The sequence below is a fragment of the Aeromonas sp. QDB17 genome (assembly GCF_027705305.1).
In the GTDB taxonomy this organism is placed as follows: Bacteria; Pseudomonadota; Gammaproteobacteria; order Enterobacterales; family Aeromonadaceae; genus Aeromonas; species Aeromonas caviae.
On sequence record NZ_JAPDBP010000002.1, the window covers coordinates 149,002 to 171,384 of the forward strand.

The 22,383-nt window shown below is 61.4% G+C and carries 24 protein-coding genes; 18 read left to right on the plus strand and 6 right to left on the minus strand.

Going from position 1 to position 22,383, the window contains the following annotated elements:
* Positions 1-28: 28 nt before the first annotated feature.
* Both OKC41_RS02355 and OKC41_RS02360 read right to left on the minus strand, forming a co-directional pair.
* Positions 29-487: a GAF domain-containing protein gene (locus OKC41_RS02355; RefSeq protein WP_010674771.1), complete on the minus strand. Its 459-nt coding sequence runs from the start codon at positions 485-487 to the stop codon at positions 29-31.
* 108 nt (positions 488-595) lie between these two features.
* Positions 596-1,054, minus strand: coding sequence for a hypothetical protein (locus OKC41_RS02360; protein WP_201893916.1), 459 nt, complete (start codon positions 1,052-1,054; stop codon positions 596-598).
* A 279-nt stretch (positions 1,055-1,333) separates the two neighbouring features.
* On the opposite strand from OKC41_RS02360, the gene ccoN reads away from it, so the two are divergent.
* From ccoN to ttcA, 11 genes are all read left to right on the plus strand, one after another.
* Positions 1,334-2,758, plus strand: coding sequence for a cytochrome-c oxidase, cbb3-type subunit I (gene ccoN, locus OKC41_RS02365; RefSeq protein WP_270671686.1), 1,425 nt, complete (start codon positions 1,334-1,336; stop codon positions 2,756-2,758).
* A gap of 18 nt (positions 2,759-2,776) precedes the next feature.
* Entirely contained in the window at positions 2,777-3,391 is a 615-nt protein-coding gene (gene ccoO, locus OKC41_RS02370; protein ID WP_010674774.1) for a cytochrome-c oxidase, cbb3-type subunit II, read from the plus strand.
* An 11-nt stretch (positions 3,392-3,402) separates the two neighbouring features.
* Positions 3,403-3,582, plus strand: a complete 180-nt coding sequence (locus OKC41_RS02375; protein ID WP_010674775.1) for a CcoQ/FixQ family Cbb3-type cytochrome c oxidase assembly chaperone — start codon at positions 3,403-3,405, stop codon at positions 3,580-3,582.
* Positions 3,582-4,571: a cytochrome-c oxidase, cbb3-type subunit III gene (gene ccoP, locus OKC41_RS02380; protein ID WP_201893914.1), complete on the plus strand. Its 990-nt coding sequence runs from the start codon at positions 3,582-3,584 to the stop codon at positions 4,569-4,571. Before OKC41_RS02375 ends, ccoP begins: the two co-directional genes overlap by 1 nt.
* A gap of 113 nt (positions 4,572-4,684) precedes the next feature.
* Entirely contained in the window at positions 4,685-5,173 is a 489-nt protein-coding gene (locus OKC41_RS02385) for a FixH family protein (RefSeq protein ID WP_201893912.1), read from the plus strand.
* Positions 5,174-5,261: 88 nt separating this feature from the next.
* Positions 5,262-7,658 carry a heavy metal translocating P-type ATPase gene (locus OKC41_RS02390; RefSeq protein ID WP_201893910.1) on the plus strand — a complete coding sequence of 799 codons (2,397 nt, stop codon included), beginning with the start codon at positions 5,262-5,264 and terminating at the stop codon, positions 7,656-7,658.
* Positions 7,659-7,740: 82 nt separating this feature from the next.
* On the plus strand, positions 7,741-7,947 hold the full coding sequence (gene ccoS / locus OKC41_RS02395; RefSeq protein ID WP_045524885.1) for a cbb3-type cytochrome oxidase assembly protein CcoS: 207 nt from the start codon (positions 7,741-7,743) through the stop codon (positions 7,945-7,947).
* Positions 7,931-8,617 (plus strand): sulfite exporter TauE/SafE family protein, encoded by a 687-nt coding sequence (locus OKC41_RS02400; protein ID WP_113070249.1) that lies wholly within the window; start codon positions 7,931-7,933, stop codon positions 8,615-8,617. The genes ccoS and OKC41_RS02400 overlap by 17 nt, the downstream gene beginning before the upstream one ends.
* A 68-nt stretch (positions 8,618-8,685) precedes the next feature.
* Positions 8,686-9,441: an FNR family transcription factor gene (locus tag OKC41_RS02405; RefSeq protein ID WP_041215139.1), complete on the plus strand. Its 756-nt coding sequence runs from the start codon at positions 8,686-8,688 to the stop codon at positions 9,439-9,441.
* Between the two features lie 136 nt (positions 9,442-9,577).
* Positions 9,578-10,525 (plus strand): universal stress protein UspE, encoded by a 948-nt coding sequence (gene uspE, locus OKC41_RS02410; protein WP_042863884.1) that lies wholly within the window; start codon positions 9,578-9,580, stop codon positions 10,523-10,525.
* A gap of 67 nt (positions 10,526-10,592) precedes the next feature.
* Positions 10,593-11,501 (plus strand): tRNA 2-thiocytidine(32) synthetase TtcA, encoded by a 909-nt coding sequence (ttcA, locus tag OKC41_RS02415; protein ID WP_010674783.1) that lies wholly within the window; start codon positions 10,593-10,595, stop codon positions 11,499-11,501.
* Between the two features lie 71 nt (positions 11,502-11,572).
* Here the strand turns inward: ttcA and OKC41_RS02420 are convergent, their stop codons facing one another.
* Both OKC41_RS02420 and OKC41_RS02425 read right to left on the minus strand, forming a co-directional pair.
* Positions 11,573-12,235 (minus strand): DUF2987 domain-containing protein, encoded by a 663-nt coding sequence (locus OKC41_RS02420; protein WP_041215137.1) that lies wholly within the window; start codon positions 12,233-12,235, stop codon positions 11,573-11,575.
* Between the two features lie 61 nt (positions 12,236-12,296).
* A complete protein-coding gene (locus OKC41_RS02425; protein ID WP_042017089.1) occupies positions 12,297-13,052 on the minus strand; it encodes a hypothetical protein in 756 nt (251 codons plus the stop codon).
* Positions 13,053-13,310: 258 nt separating this feature from the next.
* Between OKC41_RS02425 and OKC41_RS02430 the strand changes: the two genes are divergently transcribed.
* The 7 genes from OKC41_RS02430 to OKC41_RS02460 all read left to right on the plus strand — a co-directional run bounded on the left by OKC41_RS02430 (position 13,311) and on the right by OKC41_RS02460 (position 20,085).
* The gene (locus tag OKC41_RS02430; RefSeq protein ID WP_201893908.1) at positions 13,311-13,928 is read left to right on the plus strand and encodes a glutathione S-transferase family protein; all 618 of its coding nucleotides are present in this window, start codon (positions 13,311-13,313) and stop codon (positions 13,926-13,928) included.
* 245 nt (positions 13,929-14,173) lie between these two features.
* On the plus strand, positions 14,174-14,593 hold the full coding sequence (rbsD, locus tag OKC41_RS02435; protein WP_048207718.1) for a D-ribose pyranase: 420 nt from the start codon (positions 14,174-14,176) through the stop codon (positions 14,591-14,593).
* Between the two features lie 35 nt (positions 14,594-14,628).
* Positions 14,629-16,158 (plus strand): ribose ABC transporter ATP-binding protein RbsA, encoded by a 1,530-nt coding sequence (gene rbsA, locus OKC41_RS02440; RefSeq protein WP_201893906.1) that lies wholly within the window; start codon positions 14,629-14,631, stop codon positions 16,156-16,158.
* Positions 16,155-17,123 carry a ribose ABC transporter permease gene (gene rbsC / locus OKC41_RS02445; RefSeq protein WP_039040774.1) on the plus strand — a complete coding sequence of 323 codons (969 nt, stop codon included), beginning with the start codon at positions 16,155-16,157 and terminating at the stop codon, positions 17,121-17,123. Before rbsA ends, rbsC begins: the two co-directional genes overlap by 4 nt.
* A gap of 30 nt (positions 17,124-17,153) precedes the next feature.
* Entirely contained in the window at positions 17,154-18,029 is an 876-nt protein-coding gene (rbsB, locus tag OKC41_RS02450) for a ribose ABC transporter substrate-binding protein RbsB (protein ID WP_010674790.1), read from the plus strand.
* 98 nt (positions 18,030-18,127) lie between these two features.
* The gene (rbsK, locus tag OKC41_RS02455) at positions 18,128-19,060 is read left to right on the plus strand and encodes a ribokinase (protein WP_102983868.1); all 933 of its coding nucleotides are present in this window, start codon (positions 18,128-18,130) and stop codon (positions 19,058-19,060) included.
* Positions 19,060-20,085 carry a substrate-binding domain-containing protein gene (locus tag OKC41_RS02460; protein WP_201893905.1) on the plus strand — a complete coding sequence of 342 codons (1,026 nt, stop codon included), beginning with the start codon at positions 19,060-19,062 and terminating at the stop codon, positions 20,083-20,085. The genes rbsK and OKC41_RS02460 overlap by 1 nt, the downstream gene beginning before the upstream one ends.
* 89 nt (positions 20,086-20,174) lie before the next feature.
* Here OKC41_RS02460 and OKC41_RS02465 read toward each other — a convergent pair whose 3' ends face one another.
* A complete protein-coding gene (locus OKC41_RS02465; protein ID WP_270671693.1) occupies positions 20,175-21,824 on the minus strand; it encodes a diguanylate cyclase in 1,650 nt (549 codons plus the stop codon).
* Positions 21,821-22,288, minus strand: a complete 468-nt coding sequence (locus tag OKC41_RS02470; protein ID WP_162183363.1) for a hypothetical protein — start codon at positions 22,286-22,288, stop codon at positions 21,821-21,823. The genes OKC41_RS02465 and OKC41_RS02470 overlap by 4 nt, the downstream gene beginning before the upstream one ends.
* Between the last annotated feature and the right edge of the window lie 95 nt (positions 22,289-22,383).

Here is a 22,383-nt window from a genome sequence, read left to right on the forward strand (position 1 = left end):
GACCTTTTGCGAACCATCTAGCAATGACTTAGAGCATGCTTTCCAAAATTTGCACCGTTTCTTCGAGGCCAATCCGGTCCTGCTCGTCAAAGCGGTTAAAGATTGGACTGTCGATGTCCAGCACCCCGATGATCTCCCCGCCACGGCGCAGCGGGATCACGATTTCCGAGTTGCTGGCACCGTCGCACGCAATGTGCCCCGCGAACTGGTGCACGTCGTCCACCAGCTGGGTCTTGCCCTCGGCAACCGCTGTGCCACAGACGCCGCGCCCGACCGGGATGCGCACACAGGCCGGCTTGCCCTGGAACGGGCCGAGCACCAGGGTCTCGCCCTGCAGCAGGTAGAAACCAACCCAGTTGATGTCAGCTAGTTCCTGATTGAGCAGGGCAGACAGGTTTGCCAGGGTGGCGATCATGTCGGGTTCGCCCTCTAGCAATGCCTGGGCCTGCTGGTTGAGCGTGCGATAAAATGCTTGTTTTTCAATCATGATTAAATGAACTTCACTCCTTGATAATCAATGCAAGGTACCGTCCTGCCTGAAAATTTCAAATCAATTTTGATTTATCCCCCCTCCTGGGTCCCGATGAGAGTCCATTCAACGTGCCGCGCCCAGCGTCAGTTGATGGCGCTGGCCATTGCTCCACTCGATGGTCAGCAGCCAGTCCATCGCCTCGGTCGTACAACTTCCCACCTGGGTCACCCCTCGCCACCCCGCATCGCTGGCTTCAAACAGCACGGGGATGAGCCCCATGAACATCTCCTTGCCCTCGAGCCAGGCCTTGACCGGCGTGATGGCCGGCACACCCCCTTGAAGGCGCAGGACAAAGTCATGTTCAGGGCGGATCGGCAAGCCATCGATGCTGACCGTCAGCGGGCGATCCCCGACGATGAGGCGGCAGGGGCTGTGGGACAGATCACAAATCTGAACATTGGTGCCCTCTGCATGGTCGCTTCCTGCGCCTGAAAACCAGGTTCGATAGGCCATCAGGGAGAGCAAAATGACCAGCACCATGGACAGGTGGACGATTTTGCGTGAAGTGAGTCTCTCTTTCATGAAAAAACAGCTCTGTAAGGTACGTTGAAAATGTAATTTTCGTGATCTGGCGCAAGGTAAAAACTGGCGGGCATGAGACCCGCTGGAGCCAAATATATCACTGTTTGTACTGTTATTTTACCGGTCATTTCAGTATCATTCTCAATGGATTTTCATTTAACCACCTTTTGCTTTTCCTTTTATTAACAGATGTTAACGAGAGGATTTTGCAAAACCGGGGTGAAAATGGCCCAGGACACCGGGCAACACAAACAACAGCATCGGAAGCGGAATACAACGATGAGCCATACAACAAACCACCCTGAGTACAACTACACCGTTGTGCGCCAGTTCACCGTCATGACGATTGTCTGGGGTATCGTCGGCATGTCGGTGGGTGTATTGATTGCAGCCCAGCTGATCTGGCCTGCCCTCAACTTCGACACCCCCTGGCTGACGTACAGCCGTCTGCGTCCCCTGCATACCAATGCGGTCATCTTCGCATTTGGTTGCAGCGCCCTGATGGCCACCTCCTTCTACGTGGTGCAACGCACCTGTCAGGTCCGGCTGTTTGGTGGTCCCCTCGCCTCCTTCGTGTTCTGGGGCTGGCAGGCGATCATTCTGTCTGCAGCCATCTCGCTGCCGCTGGGGTACACCACCTCCAAAGAGTACGCCGAGCTGGAGTGGCCCATCGACATCGCCATCGCCGTGGTCTGGGTGAGCTATGCCATCGTCTTCTTCGGCACCCTGGTCAAGCGCACCACCTCCCACATCTATGTGGCGAACTGGTTCTTCGGTGCCTTCATCATCACGGTTGCCGTGCTGCACATCGTCAACAACATGGAAGTGCCCCTCTCCGGCATGAAGTCCTACTCCATGTACTCCGGCGCCATGGATGCCATGGTGCAGTGGTGGTATGGCCACAACGCGGTGGGCTTCCTGCTGACGGCGGGCTTCCTTGGCATGATGTACTACTTCGTGCCCAAGCAGGCGGGTCGCCCCGTCTACTCCTACCGCCTCTCCATCGTGCACTTCTGGGCGCTGATCTCCCTCTATATCTGGGCCGGTCCGCACCACCTGCACTATACCGCCCTACCTGACTGGGCCCAGTCGCTGGGCATGGTGATGTCCCTCATCCTGTTCGTGCCCTCCTGGGGCGGCATGATCAACGGCATCATGACCCTCTCGGGTGCCTGGCACAAGCTGCGTTATGACCCCATCCTGCGCTTCCTGATCGTCTCCCTGTCGTTCTACGGCATGTCGACCTTCGAAGGCCCCATGATGGCGATCAAGACCGTCAACGCCCTCTCCCACTACACCGACTGGACTATCGGTCACGTTCACTCCGGTGCCCTGGGCTGGGTTGCCATGGTGTCCATCGGTGCCGTCTACCACCTGATCCCGAACCTGTTCGGGCAGGGGCGCATGTACAGCATCAAACTCATCAACGTCCACTTCTGGCTGGCCACCGTGGGCACCGTGCTCTATATCGTCGCCATGTGGATTTCCGGTGTGATGCAGGGCCTGATGTGGCGTGCGGTCAACGACGACGGCACCCTGACCTACAGCTTCGTGGAGGCGCTGCAAGCTTCCTATCCCTTCTACTTCGTGCGCTTCCTGGGTGGCTGCTTCTTCGTCACCGGCATGCTGCTGATGGCCTACAACGCCTATCGCACCGTCACTGCGCCCAAGGGTTCTCTGGAACCCGTCGCACAGCCAACCTGATTTGAAGGGGTTTAAAGCATGAGCAACAACAACCGTCACGAGATTTTTGAAAAAAGCGTCCCCATGCTGGTCATTGGCATCATCTTCGCCATCAGCCTGGGGGGCCTGGTGGAAATCACCCCCCTGTTCTTCCAGAAGCAGACCAACGAGCCGGTGGAGGGCCTCAAGCCCTACACCGCCCTGCAGATGGAAGGACGCGACATCTACATCCGCGAAGGCTGCACCGTCTGCCACAGCCAGATGATCCGCCCGTTCCGCGCCGAGACCGAACGCTACGGCCACTACTCGGTTGCCGGCGAGAGCGTGTGGGAGCACCCCTTCCTGTGGGGCTCCAAGCGTACCGGCCCGGATCTGGCCCGGGTCGGCGGCCGCTACTCCGATGACTGGCATCGCGCCCACCTCATCAACCCGCGCGACGTGGTGCCCGAGTCCAACATGCCGGCCTTCCCCTGGCTCGAGACCAATGTGCTGAGTGGCGAGCTGACCGGCAAGAAGCTGGCTCTGTTCCGGGATCACTTCGGCGTGCCCTATACCGATGCCGACATCGCCGGCGCCGGTGAGGCCGTCAAGGGCAAGACCGAGCTGGATGCGCTGATCGCCTATCTGCAATCACTGGGCCATGCCCTGAAATAAGGAGTCGGGATATGGATTACGGCACATTTCGCGGCCTGTACACCCTGCTGCTGATGGTCATCATGATTGGCATCATCGTCTGGGCCTACAGCAAGCGCCGCAAGGCTTCTTTCGACGAGGCCGCCAACCTGGTTTTTGCCGATGACGAGCAACCCAGTGCTGATAACAAGAACGCAGGAGCGAAGCAATAATGAGCACTCTGTTTAGCATTTTTGTGACCGTCATAAGCCTTGGCACCATTCTCGGCTGCTTCCTGCTGCTGGCCTGGTGCATGAAGGACAAGATGGGGGCCGAAGAGGGCAAACCCATGGGTCACACCTTCGACGGCATTGAGGAGATCAACAATCCCCTGCCGAAGTGGTGGTCCTATATGTTCCTCTTCTTCATCGTCACCGGGCTCATCTACCTGCTCGCCTTCCCGGGCCTTGGCAACTTCAAGGGTCTGCTGGGCTGGCAGAGCTCCAACCAGGATGTGCGTTCCCTGGCCGAGTCCAAGGCAGCGGCGGCTTCCGCCAAGGCCGAAGGACGCGCGGTGGAATACGACCGGGAACTCGCCAAGGCCGACGAGATCTACGGCGCCAAGTTCCGCGAGCTGACCTATCAGGCTGACGGCAAGAGCTACAAGGAGATCACCGAGATCGCCAAGGATCCGGAAGCCCTGAAGGTGGGTCAGCGCCTGTTCCTGCAAAACTGTTCCCAGTGTCATGGCTCCGATGCCCGCGGTGGCCGCGGTTTCCCGAACCTGACCGACAGCGAATGGCAGTGGGGCGGCGCCCCCGACCAGATCAAGACCACCATCATGGGCGGTCGTCAGGGGATCATGGCAGCCTGGGGCGAGATCCTGGGTCAGGACGGGGTGAAGGAGGTGGCCTCCTATGTGCTGAGCCTCTCCGGTCGCAAGGTTGATCTGGTGGAAGCCAAGAAAGGGGAAGCACGCTTTGCCCTGTGCGCCGCCTGCCACGGCCCGGATGCCAAGGGCGGCATCGCCTTCGGCGCACCGGATCTCACCAACAACATCTGGCTCTATGGCGGCTCCCGTCAGGTGGTCGAACAGACCATCACCCACGGGCGCCACGGCGTGATGCCGGCCTGGAAGGACATTCTGGGGGAAGACAAGGTACACCTGCTCGCCTCCTACGTTTACAGCTTGTCCCACAACGATCGGCAGAATCAGCAGTAACATGTGATAAGCACGTGATTAATCAGCAAAAAGCCTCGACTCTTCGAGGCTTTTTGTTATCTTGTGTTGGCTGAATTACCGCCATTTCGTTAACCATTTGTTTCGGTAGCATCATGACCCAACCCTGGTATCGCCAATTCTGGCCCTGGTTCATCATCGCCCTCCCCTGTGCCGCCGTGGTAGGCAGCATCGCCACCGCCATCATTGCCAGCAAGGATGGGGTCAACCTGGTGGCGGAGGACTACTACAAGCAGGGCAAGGAGATTAACCAGGATCTCAGCAAGTTCGATCGCGCCGAGGCGCTCGGCATCCGTATCGCCCTCAATGTCAGCGACAAGGAGCTGACGTTAAATCCACTGTCCGGGGATTTCCCCCCCGGGCAGGCACTGCACCTCTCCCTGTTTCATCCCACGTTGGCGGGCCTGGACAGCGAACATCTGTTGACGGCCGATGGCAAGGGAGTCTATCGCCTGATGCTGGACAAGCCCCTCACCGGTAAGTGGCACGTGCGGGTCGATGCCTTCAACCATGAATGGCGCCTCCAGGAGACGGCACAACTGCCGACTCAGACAGCGATTGAGCTCGATCCCAAGGGACGTTGAATCACGAAGGCAGGGTGATCGGCACGCCGGTCAGCCGCCCTTCTCCCCGACCCGGCCTGCAGGGCTGCATCAAAGAGGGATGATCACCATGACCGGCTGTTTTCACTGTGGTGAACCGGTTCCCACTGGCAGTAACTTTACTCTCGAGATCAAAGGCATCGTTCAGCCGATGTGCTGCCCTGGCTGCCAAGCCGTGGCACAGACCATTCTCGAATGCGGCCTCGCCAGTTATTACGAACACCGCACCGCTCCCGGCATCAAGGGGGAGCTGGTGCCCGAAGAGCTCGCCGCCCTTACCCACTACGATCTGGCGGAGGTGCAGCAGGAGTTCGTCACCGACACCGGTACGGGTCGCGAAACTACGCGCGAGATCCAGCTGACGGTGGAAGGCTTGACCTGCGCCGCCTGTGCCTGGCTCATCGAGCGGCACCTGATGACCCTGCGCGGTCTGCGTTACATCAACGTCAATACCACCACCCATCGCGCCCGCATCAAGTGGGATCCGGCCCAGCTCTCTTTGAGCGACATTCTCAAGGGCTTTGCCAGGGTCGGCTATCGCGCCTATCCCTTCCAGACTCATCAGCAGGAAGCGCTCTACGCCAAAGAGGTGCGCAGCTACATGTTCCGCATGGCGCTGGCCGGGCTTGGCTCCATGCAGGTGATGATGTGCGCCGTGGCACTCTACATGGACCTCTTCATCAGAGTGGAAGAGGAGTTCATGATCTACTTCAAGTGGATAAGCCTTCTGCTCTCCACCCCCATCATGATCTACTCGGCCCAGCCTTTTTACGTGGGGGCATGGCGCAGCCTGAAGCAGGGGCACCTCTCCATGGATGTGTCGGTATCGCTGGCACTGATCGGCGCCTTCGTCGCCTCCATCTGGGCCACGGTCTTCAACACGGGTGAGGTCTATTACGACTCCATCACCATGTTCGTCTTCTTCCTGCTGTTGGGCCGTCTGCTGGAACTGCGAGCGAGGCGCAAGGCGTCGGAATCGAGCTCCAACCTGGCGCGCCTGGTGCCCATCATGGCGACCCGCATCGATGATGACGGCGAACACGAGGTGGCCGCCAAGACGCTGCGAGTCGGAGACAGGGTGCGGGTACTCGCGGGGGCCACTCTGCCAGCCGACGGCATCGTCACCCTGGGCCAGGCCAGCCTCAACGAATCCATGCTGACTGGCGAACAGTTGCCCCTGCTCAAGCAGGCCGGGGATCCCGTCTATGCAGGCACCATCAACACCGATGCCCCCCTGGAGATCCGGGTCAGCCATCCCATTGAAGAGTCACGTCTCGCCCAGATCATGCGCCTGCAGGATCATGCTCTGGACGACAAGCCCGCCATCGCCCAACTGGCGGACGTGCTGTCGCGCCACTTTATCCTGGTGCTCCTGATCATTGCGGCCGCGGTCTGGACCTTCTGGCATTTTCATGAGCCCGAGCGGGCCTTCTGGGTCACCCTGGCGGTGCTGGTGGCGACCTGTCCCTGCGCCCTCTCGCTGGCCACCCCGACCGCACTGACCTCGGCCACTGCCAACCTGACCCGCAGCGGCATCCTGCTGCGCCGCGGCCACGTGCTGGACATTCTGACCCGGGCCAACCGCATCGTGATGGACAAGACGGGAACCCTGACCACGGGCAACATCAGCCTGGTGAGCACCCAGCCCCTCGGCGAGCTCGACGCAGCCCGCTGCCTCGCCCTCGCCCAGGCCCTGGAGACCTACTCCGAGCACCCCATCGCCCGTGCGTTTCGAAGCAAACCACTGGCGGACGGGGTGCCGCTCACCGCCAGCGACGTCACCCCCGTCATCGGCCACGGCATGCAGGGGGTGATTGAGGGCAAGCATTACCGCATCGGCAGTGCACGCTGGCTAGAACTGGCGCAGGAAGAGAATGCCGTTCAAGGGCTGGCCATCTATCTGGCCGATGAACACGGACTGCTGGCCCGTTTCATCCTGGCCGACACGCTGCGCCCCGATGCCGGTGCACTGATCCAGGCCTTCAGGGAGGCAGGCCTGCAAACCACCATTCTCACCGGCGACGGTTCGGACCAGGCGGACATGCTGGCCCGCGAGCTGGGGGTCGATGAGCTGGTAAAAGGGGTCACCCCGGACGGCAAGCTGGCCTATCTCAAGGCCCGGGAAGCGGCCGGGGATATCAGCATCATGGTGGGAGATGGCATCAACGACGCCCCTGTGCTGGCCGGCGCCCACGCGTCCTTTGCCATGGCGGGGGGCACGGATCTGGCCAAAAACAGTGCCGACGCCATCCTGCTGGCCGACGATCTCTCCCGTCTGCTGGCCGCCCGGGCCCTGGCCCTGCGCACTCGCAAGATCATCAAGGAGAACTTTGCCTGGTCCATCGGCTACAACCTGCTGGTGCTGCCGCTGGCGGCCAGTGGCTGGCTCCCCCCTTATCTGGCGGCTGCTGGCATGTCCCTGAGCTCCCTCATCGTGGTCACCAACTCCATGCGGCTCAACCGGTGAGCAGCCGTCTGGCATCCTCCCGGGTGGCGGCACCTCTTGCCTCGCCGGGTTATCATCCCCCTTTCACCACAGGGTCCGCACCTTGAACATCATCTTCGTCCTCATCCCCATCGCCATCCTGTTCGTTGTCATCGCCGGCGCCGTCTTCTTCTGGGCCATCCGCTCCGAGCAGTTCGAGGATCTCGACAGGCAGGGCTCCAACATCCTGTTTGACGAGGAGCAACGCCCCTTGCCCCCCCCTGAACAACAAGCAGAACAGGAAAGCAGGCCCCATGACCAGCAGCCTTGACCTCATGGGCGCCCTGCTGGTCGGGCTTGCCGGTGCCGGCCACTGTATCGGCATGTGCGGCGGCGTGTCCGCAGCGCTCTCCATGGCCATACCTACCGAGAAGCAGCATTTTTTGGGCAGGCTCGGTTATCTGCTCAACTACAACCTGGGGCGCATCCTGAGCTATGTGCTGGCGGGCGCGCTGGTGGGCGGCTTGCTCGCCACCACCACGGAGATAGGCGCTGGCAAACACGCCCTGGCAGGGCTTCGCCTCATCGCCGCCCTGCTGATGATAGCGCTCGGCCTCTACTTGGCTGGCTGGTGGCATGGCGTCTTGCTGCTCGAGCGCATCGGTGCGAAGTTCTGGCCTCTCATCAAGCCGCTGGCAGGCAGGTTTCTCCCGTTTACATCAGCCTGGCAGGCTCTCCCCTTTGGCATGATATGGGGCTGGCTCCCTTGCGGCCTCGTCTACTCCATGCTGACCTGGAGCGCTGCCGCAGGCTCCGCGAGTGGCGGGGCACTCATCATGCTCTTTTTCGGCCTCGGCACGCTGCCGACCCTGTTTGCGCTGGGGGGGCTGGCAGACCGATTGCGCTACTGGCTCACCCTGCGCAGCCTGCGCCTTGGGGGCGCCTTGCTGCTTATTGCCTACGGGATCCACACCCTCTGGATCGGGATGGCGTCCTTTTGAAACCCTATCCAAAACGGATGAGATGGTGGTAAACTTGTTTGATATAAATCAATTATTCATTTGAGCCTATGATCCCGGACAAGAAACCTGGCAGACGTATTCAGAGCGGTGGCTGTGCAATTCATTGCCAGGATTGCAGCATCAGCCAGCTCTGCATCCCCTTCACCCTGAACGACAACGAGCTCGATCAGCTGGACAGCATCATCGAGCGCAAAAAGCCGATCCAGAAGGGTGAAGAGTTGTTCAAGGCCGGCGATGAGCTCAAGTCGCTCTATGCCATACGTTCCGGGACCATCAAGTCATACACCATCACCGAACAGGGTGACGAACAGATCACCGCCTTCCACCTCGCCGGTGATCTGGTCGGTTTCGACGCCATCCACAAGCAGGCCCACCCCTCCTTCGCCCAGGCGCTGGAAACCGCCATGGTGTGCGAAATACCGTTCGATGTGCTTGACGACCTCTCTGGCAAGATGCCCAAACTGCGCCAGCAGATCATGCGGCTGATGAGCAACGAGATCATGGGCGACCAGGAGATGATACTGCTGCTCTCCAAAAAGAACGCCGAAGAGCGCCTCGCTGCTTTCCTGCACAATCTCTCGGTTCGTTTCTCCGAGCGCGGCTTCTCCGCCAAGGAGTTCCGCCTCTCCATGACCCGTGGGGACATCGGCAACTACCTCGGTCTCACCGTCGAGACCATCAGCCGCCTGCTGGGCCGTTTCCAGAAATCCGGTCTTATCAGCGTCAAAGGCAAATACATTACTGTACTGGACAACGTTGCCTTGGGCGTCATGGCCGGAGCCACTCGTCCTCCCTGCGGTTAATCCCCGTTTATTTCCTCTTTTGCCGGATCGGAGCACCCTGAAATTTGATCCGGCACACCTTCCCGCCTCCCCCCTTGGACTAAGCTGTAATAGCTAAAGAGTTGCCATCATTGGCCTTTTTGCCAAGGAGGAGAACATGGTCAAGTACCGAAACATTCTGGTGGTGATCAATCCCGAGGAGGAGCGCCAGATCGCGCTCGAGCGCGCGGTCAAGGTCGCCGAGCTGGATGAGGGCGCCCAGCTGACCCTGCTCCTGACGATTTACGACTTCTCTTACGAGATGACCGCCATGCTCTCGGCAGACGAGCGGGAAGAGATGCGCCATGGTGTCATCGCCCAACGTCGGGAGTGGCTCGACGAGATCCTCGCTCCCTATCGGGCCAGAGGGCTGGAATGCGAGGTGAAAGTGCTCTGGCACAACCGTCCCTTCGAGTGCGTCATTCAGGAAGTGCTGGAACAGCGTCACGATCTGGTCGTCAAGGCGACTCACAAACACTCCTTCCTGCAAACCTTCATCTTCACCCCCACCGACTGGCACCTGCTGCGCAAATGCCCCTGTCCGGTTCTGCTGGTAAAAGAAGGGCACTGGCAACGGGGGGGCAACCTGATTGCCGCCATCAACTGCTCGAGCGATGACAAGGAGCAGAAGGTGCTCAACGAGCGGATCACCCGCGAGGGGATCGCCATCGCCGAGCTGCTTGGTGCCAGTCTCTATCTGGTCAACACCTACCCGGGCACCCCGGTCAATGTCGCCATCGAACTGCCAGAGTTCGATCCCAACGCCTACAACGATGCCATTCGCAAACACCATGAAGATCTGCTGCGGGAGCATGCCGATCAGTTCGGCATCAACCACATGTGGACCAAGGTGGCGGAAGGCTTGCCGGAGGAGGTGCTGCCGGACATGGCGGACGATCTGAATGCCACCCTGATGATCATGGGATGCGTCGGCCGTACCGGCCTCTCTGCCGCCCTGCTTGGCAACACCGCCGAGCACGTGGTGGACAGGCTCAACTGCGACATTCTCATCCTCAAACCCGACGATTACAGCTGCCCTGTGGATGACAGGCGTCATCCTGCATAAGCGTTTCTTGCCCTCCCCCGGGACATGGCTATAATAAGCCGCTTATTTTTGTCCCGGGTTTGAGGCCATGCTAGAAGAGCTTAACGCCAAAGAGAAATACAGTTTCAACAAGCTGCAGAAACGCCTGCGGCGCAACGTGGGCCAGGCCATCGCCGACTTCAACATGATTGAAGAGGGTGACAAGATCATGGTCTGCCTGTCTGGCGGCAAGGACAGCTTTGCCATGCTCGACATCCTGATGAGCCTGAAGGCCAGCGCCCCCATCCATTTCGATCTGGTGGCCGTCAACCTGGATCAGAAGCAACCCGGCTTCCCCGAGCACGTGCTGCCTGAATACCTGAGCACCCTCGGCATCGACTTCAAGATCGTGGAAGAAGATACCTACTCCATCGTCAAGGAGAAGGTACCAGAGGGCAAGACCACCTGCGCGCTCTGCTCCCGCCTGCGTCGTGGCATTCTGTATCGCACCGCCCAGGAGCTGGGTTGCACCAAGATCGCCCTTGGCCATCACCGTGACGACATCCTCGAGACTCTGTTCCTCAACATGTTCTACGGTGGCAAGCTCAAATCCATGCCCCCCAAGCTGGTGAGCGACGATGGCAAGAACGTGGTGATCCGCCCCCTGGCCTACTGCAAGGAGAAAGACCTGGTGCGCTATGCCGAGGTCAAGGCCTTCCCCATCATCCCCTGCAACCTGTGCGGCTCCCAGGAGAACCTGCAGCGCCAGGCCATCAAGCAGATGATGCAGGAGTGGGATCGCCGCTTCCCGGGCCGTCTCGAGACCATGTTCACCGCCATTCAGGACGTGATCCCGAGCCACCTGCTCGATCACCAGCTGTTTGACTTCAAGAGCATCAACCGCGACTCCGGCATCATCGACGGTGGCGACAAGGCATTTGATCCGCCCGAGCTGCCCAAGGCGCCGCTGCTGGACATCGACGAGATGGACATGCTGGACGTGATTGAGGTGCGCTAAGCCCCGTCACCCACAGAAAAGGAGCGCCAGGCGCTCCTTTTTTCATTCTGGCAATCTGCGGACTCGGGTCGCTACCCCTTGTGCAGCCAGGGGGTCAGACGCAGGATCTCCCCTTGCAGTTGCAGCTTGCCCTGGGCAAACCCCTTCAGCTGCGCATTGCTGAGCAGCAGTTGCCCCTGCTGCCAGGAGACGGCCTCCTGACGGGCCCCCTCCACAAGGTAGGCTGTGCCTGCGGGCGCCACCATGGAGATCCGCACCCCTTCCATCTTGGGCAGGAAATACTGGCCGACCATGCCGGCCATCTTGTCGAGCAATCGCTGCATCTGCTGCTGGCGCGAGACGAGCTCGGCCAGCGGCACCTCGGGTGTGGCGGGGGCGTCAGCCATCACCTGTACCGACAGATCGCAGGCGGCATGGGCCTCGGTGAGCCCCACCACCACGATCGCCTTGTCGAGGTTGAGATCTTCGTCATAGGGCAGACGCAGTTCGCCATCCACCGTGACCTCGGCGGGCACATCCCTGTCCGGGGTCGAGACCCGGGCCGAGGTGAGCCCGCATCGCCGACCGTTCTGTTGACTGGCCAGATAAAAGCCCAGTCTGGCATGGCCAAATTCCCCCTTGGCGAAGGTCTTCATCTGGCTGTAGAAGGTGCCGTAGTCGAGTTCAAGGGACGGCTCAGCCTGTCCCAGCATGGGCATCAGCAGGAGCGCCGCCATCCCGTATCGCTTGTTCATATGCCATCCTTTTGCATCATGTTCCGGGCGGGTCGACACCGGCTGATCCCCTGGTATCCCGTTATGCGTTGAAATGATCCGGGCCCTGCCCGTCGTTGCCACTGGCAACCTCGGTCACTTCGACTGCCACCCCACACAGATCCCGGTAGAGAATGCCCTTGCAGTTGAAGTAGAGCGGCGCCACCCAGATAAGTCCCAGCCCCATGGGGATGAGCGCCAGGAAGAAGAGTGCCAGCATGACCCCGTGCAGCAGCACTATGCTGGGCCATCCCCGGGCAAAGAGCTTGAGGGAGACCAGAATGGCCTGAGCCGGGGAAAGACCGCGCTCCAGCACCAGAGGTACGGTAAACACCAGCCCCATGCCCACCAGGGCGGAAGGGATGAAGGCCAGCATCACCGGCACGCCCAGCAGCTCGAACAGGGGGCCAAACAGGCTGGTGATGAGGCTGCCGAGCAGACTCAGGCTGCCCAGGCGCAGGAAGTGGCGGAAGAAGTCGAATACCTGGCTCGGCCGGGCGCGCACCCCCACCGACTGCTGCAACCCCAGCATGTCGAGGGAGGAGGTCATGGGTGACATGATCACCGTGACCAGCAGGCTCAGGATCAGGGCCATATCCATATCCCCCCCTTCACGGGCGACATAGGGTGTCAGCAAGGTATTGCTCAGCAGGATCCAGATTGCCATGACCCCGGCGATGGCCAGCGCCAATCCGAAACCGGTACGACGAGTCTGTTGCCACCCCTCTTTCAACACCCCTTGCAGGTCCAGACGATATCCCTGGCTGAGGGACTGTTCGAGGGTTCCACCGATCCGCATTCTATTACTCAATTGACTGTCCAACATTCACTGACGACTGATCCAAGGTGGCACATTATAGCGGTTTGAACCGGCATGCGTAGCCGTTTTTCCTGTTATCTTCCGTTCAGAAAGCCATTGATACCAAAGGCCTTGCAGCCCTTCTTGATGAAGTTCCCCCTCACCCTTGGCCCCTCTGTCCAACGGGGGTAGGATAATGGCGCGCGCTGGCGGACGAGATGTCCACTGGCTCTTCTCTCTCACACAAGGAAAACGGTCATGTCCGAACTGACGCTCTATCTTGCCCCGGGTACCTGTGCCATGGCGGTGCGCATCGCTCTGGTGGAGGCCGGTGCCCCTCACCTTGTCAAGCGCCTGGATCTGGCCGCTGGTGAACAGCGCAGCCCCGACTACCTCGCCATCAATCCCAAGGGGCGAGTCCCGGCACTGGTGACGGATCATGGCGTGCTGACCGAAACACCGGCCCTGCTGCTCTACGTGGCCCAGCGTTTTCCTAACGCCGGGCTGGCCCCATTGGATGACCCCTTCCTCCTGGCCAGGATGCAGGAGGTACACAGTTTCCTCGTCTCCACCGTCCATGTTGCCCATGCCCATGGACGCCGTCCCGGCCGCTGGGCCGACGATGAACAGGCCATGGCTGCCATGCAGGCCAAGATGCCCCAGAACATGCGCGATGGCTTTGACCAGATTGAGCGCCACTATCTGGCCGGCCCCTGGGTACTGGGGGAGCGCTTCAGCCTGGCCGACATCTACCTCTTCGTGATTGCAGGCTGGCTCGAGAGCGACGGGGTGGCCATCAGCGAGTTTCCCAAGGTGGCGGATCACTATCAGCGCATGCTGGCCCGCCCCGCAGTGCAGGCGGCGCTCGCCCTCTGATCTCCTCGCGCCGGGTACGCCTTTTTGTACGGGCAACATCCGGCGACGCCTCTCAGACGGGTGCTCTTCTGGCACCCGTTTCTTCTGAAATTGCCCTGTCACTGAGATCGTTTTCACATTTTCGTCATCACTGCCTAGACCCGTTAACGGTTAACACCTATCTTTCGCCCTAATGACGCAACCGGTTGCGTAACCGATTGCCCAACTCAATATCCATATGCGGTCCCAGGCCGCCGAGGTGCTGTATGAAACGAGGCAAGCTGCTCAATGCTCCCTTAAGCGCGCTGGTCGCGCAGATGGGCCACACCGACGAGATCACCGTCTGCGACGCTGGCCTGCCCATTCCGGCAGGCCCCGAGCGCATCGATCTGGCGCTGATGGCGGGGACGCCGAGCCTTGAAACCGTGCTGACCGCCTTGCTCACCGACCTGGTGGTGGAGAAGGTGATCATGGCAAGCGAGATCAAGGCGATCAGCCCCGCCACCCATCAGGCGCTGGTGGATCAGCTGGAGGCGCACGCCGCGGCTCAAGGCAAGCCCATCACCATCGAGTACTGCCTGCACGAAGCGTTCAAGGCTCGCTCCCGCCAGAGCAAGGCGATCGTGCGCAGCGGCGAGGTGACTCCCTACGCCAACCTGATCCTCTGCGCCGGTGTGGCGTTCTGAATCCTTCAAAGAAGGCCTCTTCAAGGAAGCTGCAAATGAGCACAACCTCCCCCCTCTCACCCATTCTGGAGCTGACCGGGATCGTCAAGATCTTCCCCGGGGTACGCGCCCTCGACGAAGCGGGTCTTCGGGTCTATCCGGGCCAGGTGATGGCCCTGCTCGGCGAAAACGGCGCTGGCAAGTCGACCCTGATGAAGGTGCTGACCGGCATCTACCAGGCCGATTCGGGCAGCATCAGCTATCGCGGCCAGCCGGTTCACTTCAAGGGCCCCCGCGACTCCCAGGATCAGGGGATCAGCATCATTCACCAGGAGCTGAACCTGCTGCCGGAATTGTCGATTGCCGCCAACATCTTCCTCGGCCGCGAACCGCGCACCCGTTTTGGCAGCATCGACCACAAACAGCTGCGCGAACGGGCCAGCACCCTGCTGGCGCGACTTGGCGTCAAGCATGGGCCGGATACCCGACTCGGGGATCTCTCCATCGGCGAACAGCAGATGGTGGAGATCGCCAAGGCGCTGTCGTTCGATGCCAGCGTCATCATCATGGACGAACCCACCGATGCCCTCACCGACACCGAGACCGAGCAGCTCTTCACCGTCATTCGCGAACTGCGCGAGCAGGGGTGCGGCATCGTCTACATCTCCCATCGCTTGAAGGAGATCTTCGAAATCTGCGATCGGGTCACCGTGCTGCGTGATGGCAAGTGGATCGGCGAGCAGGCGGTGAGCGATCTCGATGAAGACAGGATCATCGAGATGATGGTGGGCCGTCGGCTGGAAGAGCAGTATCCGCGCCTGGTGCGCGAGCTCGGCCCGGTCAGCCTGCAGGTGAAAGATCTGGCCGGCCCCGGCGTGCGCGGGGTGAGCTTCTCCCTGCGTCAGGGGGAAATTCTGGGCTTTAGCGGCCTGATGGGCTCCGGCCGCACCGAGCTGATGAAGCTCATCTACGGTGCCAGCCCCATCAGCGCCGGTGAAGTGCAAGTTGACGGCCATGCTCTGGTGCCCAAAAGCCCGGCGGATGGGTTGGCCGCCGGCATCGCCTATATCTCTGAAGATCGCAAGGGCGATGGGCTGGTGCTGGAGCTGTCGGTGCGCGAAAACATGAGTCTGTGCGCCCTCGGCGAGTTCATTCGTGGCGGCAAGATTGACGGCAAGGCCGAGCGCCAGGCGGTAGGGGACTATGTGCGTCTGTTCAACATCAAGACCCCGAGTCAGGATCAGCTGATAAAACTGCTCTCCGGCGGCAACCAGCAGAAGGTGGCCATCGCCAAGGGGCTGCTGACCCGGCCCAAGGTACTGATCCTGGATGAACCGACCCGCGGCGTCGATGTCGGCGCCAAGAAGGAGATCTATCAGCTCATCAACCAGTTCAAGAAGGAGGGGATGAGCATCATCCTGGTCTCCTCCGAAATGCCGGAAGTGCTCGGCATGAGTGATCGCATCATGGTGATGCACGAAGGGCGCATCAGCGCAGAATTCAACACCCGCGATGCCAATCAGGAGAAGCTGATGGCAGCGGCAGTCGGTAAACAGTGGCAAGCAGAGCAAGAGGCAGCACAATGACAACCCAAACCCTTTCCCGCCGCGGCGTCATGAGCAAGGCCTGGTGGATCGAGAACAAGTCCCTGGTCGCGCTGCTGGTGCTGATCGGCGTGGTCTCCTTCCTGAGCCCCAACTTCTTCACCGCCGACAACCTGCTCAACATCCTGCGCCAGACATCGGTCAACGCCATCATGGCGGTCGGCATGACGCTGGTCATCCTCACCGCCGGCATCGATCTGTCGGTCGGCTCGGTACTGGCCCTGTGCGGCGCCCTGGCCGCCACCATGGTGGCCATGGAGCTGCCCATCGGCCTGGTGATCCCCCTCACCCTGGGGGCCGGCGCCCTGCTTGGCAGCATCAGCGGCCTCATCATCGCCAAGGGCAAGGTACAGGCGTTCATCGCCACCCTGGTCACCATGACCGCCCTGCGCGGCGTCACCATGGTCTACACCGAGGGGCGCCCCATTTCCACCGGCTTCAGTGACGGCGCCGATCACTTCGCCTGGCTCGGGACCGGCTACCTGCTGGGTCTGCCGGTGCCCATCTGGCTGATGGCCATTGTCTTCCTGCTGGCCTGGTACCTGCTCAACCACACTCGCCTGGGCCGCTACATCTATGCCCTCGGCGGCAACGAATCGGCCACCCGCCTCTCCGGTATCAATGTGGATCGGGTCAAGCTCGCGGTGTATGGTCTGTGCGGCATGCTGTCGGCACTGGCCGGACTCATCGTCACATCCCGCCTCTCCTCCGCCCAGCCCACAGCCGGCATGGGGTACGAGCTGGATGCCATCGCCGCCGTGGTGCTGGGGGGCACCAGCCTGATGGGGGGCAAGGGCCGTATCATGGGTACCCTGATCGGTGCCCTCATCATCGGCTTCCTCAACAATGCCCTCAACCTGCTCGACGTCAGCTCCTATTACCAGATGATCGCCAAGGCCAGCGTGATTTTGCTTGCCGTGATGATCGATAACAAAAGCAACCGTTAACAAGCCACGCCACACACAAGGAATGAAATGATGAAAAAGCTCAATACCCTGCTCGCTGCCGCCATCATGTCCGTGCTGGGCACCGCCCAGGCCGCGGATCACACCCTGGCGATGGTGGTCTCCACCCTCAACAACCCCTTCTTCGTCACCATGAAGGAGGGCGCCGAAGCCAAGGCCAAGGAGCTTGGCTACGAGCTGGTGGTGCTGGACTCCCAGAACGACCCGGCCAAGGAGCTCTCCAACGTGGAAGATCTCACCGTGCGCAAGGTCAACGCCATCCTGATCAACCCGACCGACTCCGAAGCGGTGGGCAACGCCATTCGCCTGGCCAACAAGGCGAACATCCCGGTGCTGACCCTGGACCGCGGCGCAGCCCAGGGTGACGTCAAGGCCCACATCGCCTCTGACAACGTGGCCGGTGGCAAGCTGGCTGGCGACTTCATCGCCGAGAAGCTGGGCAGCGGTGCCAAGGTGATCCAGCTGGAAGGGATCGCAGGTACCTCCGCCGCCCGTGATCGCGGCGAAGGCTTCGCCCTGGCGGTCACCGCCAACAAACTGCAGGTGCTGGCCTCCCAGCCCGCCGACTTTGATCGCACCAAGGGTCTGAACGTCATGGAGAACCTGCTGGCCGCCCATCCGACCGTGCAGGCGGTGTTCGCCCAGAACGACGAGATGGCGCTGGGTGCCATCCGCGCCGTGCAGGCCGCCGGCAAAGAGGTGATGATCGTGGGCTTTGACGGCACCGACGATGGCAAAGCCGCCGTGGCCAAGGGTAAACTGGCCGCCACCGTGGCCCAGCAGCCCGCCCTCATCGGCGCCATCGGCGTGGAAACCGCCGACAAGGTGCTCAAGGGTCAACCGGTGGAAAAATCCATCCCGGTACCGCTGCAAATCGTCAACAAGTAAGTTGACGGGGGGAGGTTCGCCTCCCCTCTCTTTTTCCGCCAGTGCCGCCTGGTCTGGGCCCACCCAGACCAGGATGTACTCAACCAAGGGTGATAGGAATGAATCGTCTCGTAGTCCTCGGCAGCGTGAATGCGGATCATGTGCTGCGCGTCCCCCACTTTCCCCGCCCCGGTGAAACCCTGACCGGCCACAGCTATCAGGTGGTGCCCGGCGGCAAGGGTGCCAATCAGGCGGTGGCCGCCGCCCGCCTCGGCGCCCCTGTCTCCTTCATCGCCCGCATCGGTGATGATGCCATCGGCCACCAGATGAAAACCGGGTTTGCCAACGACGGCATCGATGTCAGCGCCGTCGAACTCGACCCCAGGCTCCCCACCGGCATCGCCATCATCTATGTGAGCGACGAGGGGGAGAACAGCATCGGCATCTCCGCCGAAGCCAATGGCGCCCTCACCCCGGCCGTGGTGCAAGGTCACGAGGCGATGATCGCCGCCGCCCACACCCTGCTGCTGCAACTGGAAGTGCCGCTCGAGAGCGTGGAGGAAGCGGCCCGTCTGGCTCGTGCCCACGGCACCCGGGTGGTGCTCAACCCCGCCCCCGCTCGCCCGCTCTCAAGGGATCTGCTGGCGCTGGTGGACCTCATCACCCCCAACCAGACCGAGGCCGAGATGCTGACCGGCATCAAGGTGACGGACGAAGCGAGCGCCCGTGAGGCTGCCGCCCGCTTCCACCAGATGGGCATCGGTGAGGTGATGATCACCCTGGGGTCTCAAGGGGTTTATTGCAGCAAGGGGCAGCAACAGGCGCTCATGCCGGGTTTTCGGGTCAAGGCGGTGGATACCACGGCGGCCGGGGATACCTTCAACGGCGCCTTCCTGGCGGCCGAGCTCGCCGGCGCCGACTTTGACGCTGCCGTACGCTTTGCCCACGGCGCGGCGGCTCTCTCCGTCACCCGGTTTGGTGCCCAGAGCTCCATCCCGAGCAAGCAGGAGGTCGACGCCTTCCTGCTTGAACAGACTGCGCAGGGGCACTGATGGCCAATATCAAGGAGGTGGCCGCGCTGGCGGGGGTGTCAACCACCACCGTCTCCCACGTCATCAACGAGACCCGTTTCGTCGCCGAAGAGACCCGGGAGCGGGTCTTCGCCGCCATGCGCGATCTCAACTATGCCCCGAGCCTGGTGGCCCGCAGCCTCAAGGTAAAGGAGACCAACAGCATCGGCATGCTGGTCACCACCTCCAGCAACCCCTTCTTCGCCGAGGTGGTGCGCGGGGTGGAGCGCTACTGTTTCGAGCAGGGTTACAACCTGATGCTGGGCAACACCGAAGGACAGGCCGAGACGGCGCTCTCCTACCTCAAGATGATGCTCAGGAAACGGGTCGACGGCCTGCTCATCATGTGCAGTGAAGGGCAGCAGGAGGTGTTCAACCAGCTCGACTGGCTCAAGAGCCTGCCGGTCGTGGTGATGGACTGGGGCATGGAGAGCGGCGAGGTGGATCTCATCGCCGACAACTCCCATCGTGGCGGCTACCTGGCAACCCGCCACCTGCTGGGACTGGGTCACACTGCCATCGGTTGCATCACGGGCCCCCACAGCCGCGCCCCGGCCAACCAGCGCCAGGCGGGTTTCGAGCAGGCGATGCAGGAGGCCGGGCTCACCGTCAATCCGGGCTGGATCCAGGAGGGAGACTTTGACTGCGCCAGCGGCGCCGCCGCCATGACCCGCCTGCTGGCACTGCCAGAGCGTCCCACCGCGCTGTTTGTCTGCAACGACATGATGGCCATGGGGGTCATCAGTGCCGCCCATCAGGCGGGGCTGGTGATCCCGCGCGATCTCTCCATCGTCGGCTATGACAATGTGGCGCTGGCCCAATTCATGTCCCCCCCGCTCACCACGGTCAATCAACCGAAAGAGGAGCTGGGCCGCCTCGCCGTCACCCGGCTGCTGGCGCGCATCAACGGCGAGCCCATCGCAAACCGCATGATCACCGTGGATCCGGACCTGGTGATCAGACACTCCTGCGCTCCCTTTTCGTCACCGGACAGCAAACCAGTTTAAGTGCCAGCAAGCAGCAGAAGGGCGGCCATGAGCCGCCCTTCTGTGTATTGTCTCCTTGGCATCGGCCCCGAGACTGCACAAGCCACCACTCAACTCAGCTTGAGATCATCCTCTTGCTGCGCCTCTCCCCGGGGAGCCAGGCGCAGCAGCCCCAGCGCCGTTGCCAACGGCTGGAGCAGCGCCTCGTACCCGGAGGGTGCTGGCAGCCAGTAGCGAATTGGCCAGCCCGCCTGCAGCAGTTCGGGGGCGCTGCTGCCAAGCTCGCTCAGCGCCAGCATGCAACCACACTCGCGCACCTTCTCAAGCAGGGTGGCATCCTGTATCAGCGCAGGCAATGCCAGGATCAGCCTCCCCTGTGGCAAGGGGGGCAGGCTCGCCAGCAGAGGGGCCAGCTGGGCAGGCTGATGAAGCCTTACCAGCAAGGTGCCACTGCATGGCTCTTCTGTCAGCCATCGCGCCATCACGGGCCCAAGGACACCACGCTCCTGCATCCAGCCCACATCACAGGGCTGCTGGCTCACCCGCCAGCGCAGGCTGACCACCGTCACCGGCACGCCCTGCTCGTCTCTCATCGGCTCGCAGAGGGTCTCCAGGGGTGAAGGGGCGGCCCCCGCCAGCCATTCCCGCAGTTGGTGCAGCTGCCGCTGGGCCATGTGGAGATCAGCCTTCATCGCACTCTGATACCACACCAGGGTGGTCCCCTCACGCTTGGCCTCGTTCAATGCCAATATGGCCTGCTCCAATAGCTCATCGGCATCCTCGCCACCCTCGCACCTGGCCACTCCGAAGCGACACGCCAGATCAAAGCTGCTTTCCCGGGTCACGAACTCAAACTGCAACAGGCTCACCATGGCCGCCATGCGGGCATCGAGATCTCCCTCTTCGTCGTCCAGCACCACGGCGAACTCATCGCCCCCCAGCCGGTACGCACGGCCGGGGCATGCCTGACGCAACCGGGCCGCGACCGCCTGCAGCAGGCGATCACCAACCTGGTATCCGAGCAGATCATTAACCTGCTTAAACCGCTTCAGATCCAGCACCGCCAGCGCCTGGACCCGATCTTGCAGCAGGGATTGCCTGAGCTGCCCCTGCAAGGCCCGACGGTTGCCAAGCCGGGTCATGGGATCGAGCAGGGAGAGGCGACGATTCTGCAGATTGGTTCGAATGAGGGCAAAGACCAGCACACAGCCCATCACCAGCAGGATCAACTGCCAGATCTGGATCCAGAACAGGCTCTGCCGCAACTGGTTGAGGGAGGCTTCCCGCTCCTGGCCGGAGAGGATCTGATCCCCAATCTGCTCCACCTGATGGGTCAAGCCGGTCAGCCGGACGAGGGTAAGATCGAGGGCTTTCCCCCTCTTCAGCTCCCCGGACTGCATCTGGGGATCCAGCCCCTTGAGTTCGTCAAAGAGCCGTTCAAGCACCTCCCCCAACCCATGCCTCGCTCGCGCATCGGCGGTCTCGGTACTGATCAGGAACACATCCAGCCGGTTCCACAGCAGGTCGTAATCCAGGCTCAGGGCCGCCATGTCGAGCGCCCCGGCACGATAGAGGCGCACATCATAGAGAAATCGCTGGGACTCCTGCATTACCTGGCTGATGTTCCAGTGGGTGTTGCGGTAGAACATGTCAACGAGCTGCTCGTGCCGACTCTGCAGCAGCAGCCCCCAGAGGGACGAGAAGAGAAACAGCAGGGAAATGGCTGCAAGCAGCAGGTTATCTCGCTGGCGTCGCGTCACGGGACAACCTCGATGCGGATCACCTGCCAGACCATGTTGTTGTGGATGGCGGACACATCCATGTCGGGATGGGCCGAGAGGGGGACCAGCAGCCAGAGCGGCCCTTTATTGCGACGGGTGAGCGGTTTGTCATCCTGGTAACGCACCAGGGTCAGCGGCACCTTGGCAAACAGGGAGAGATCGACCCGCTGCTGGTAGCCATTGAGTGCGGCGACATCGATGGCGCTGGCACTATCCACCTGCTGCGCCGCCAGCACGCTCTTCAGGGTCGGTCCACGATAGCGGTGGGTGCCGAGGGTCCAGGGCGTCGCCGTCTCGAACTCCACTTGTGGCAAGGCGGCCAACGCCGCCTCATCCAGGGTGATTTCCCGCTTATCCGGCAGGATCAGTTGCAATAGCGAAGAGGAGGAAGCCTGGGTACCGAACGAGAAAAGCACCAGCAGGAGAGAGGCCATCCCGCGCATTGGAAAGTTCATGACATGTTGTGCCAGCTGCATCTTGAAGTTAGGTGTCAGTGTGGCGATTTCAGTGGGTCAATGCAACTGTGTGAAAAATCAAT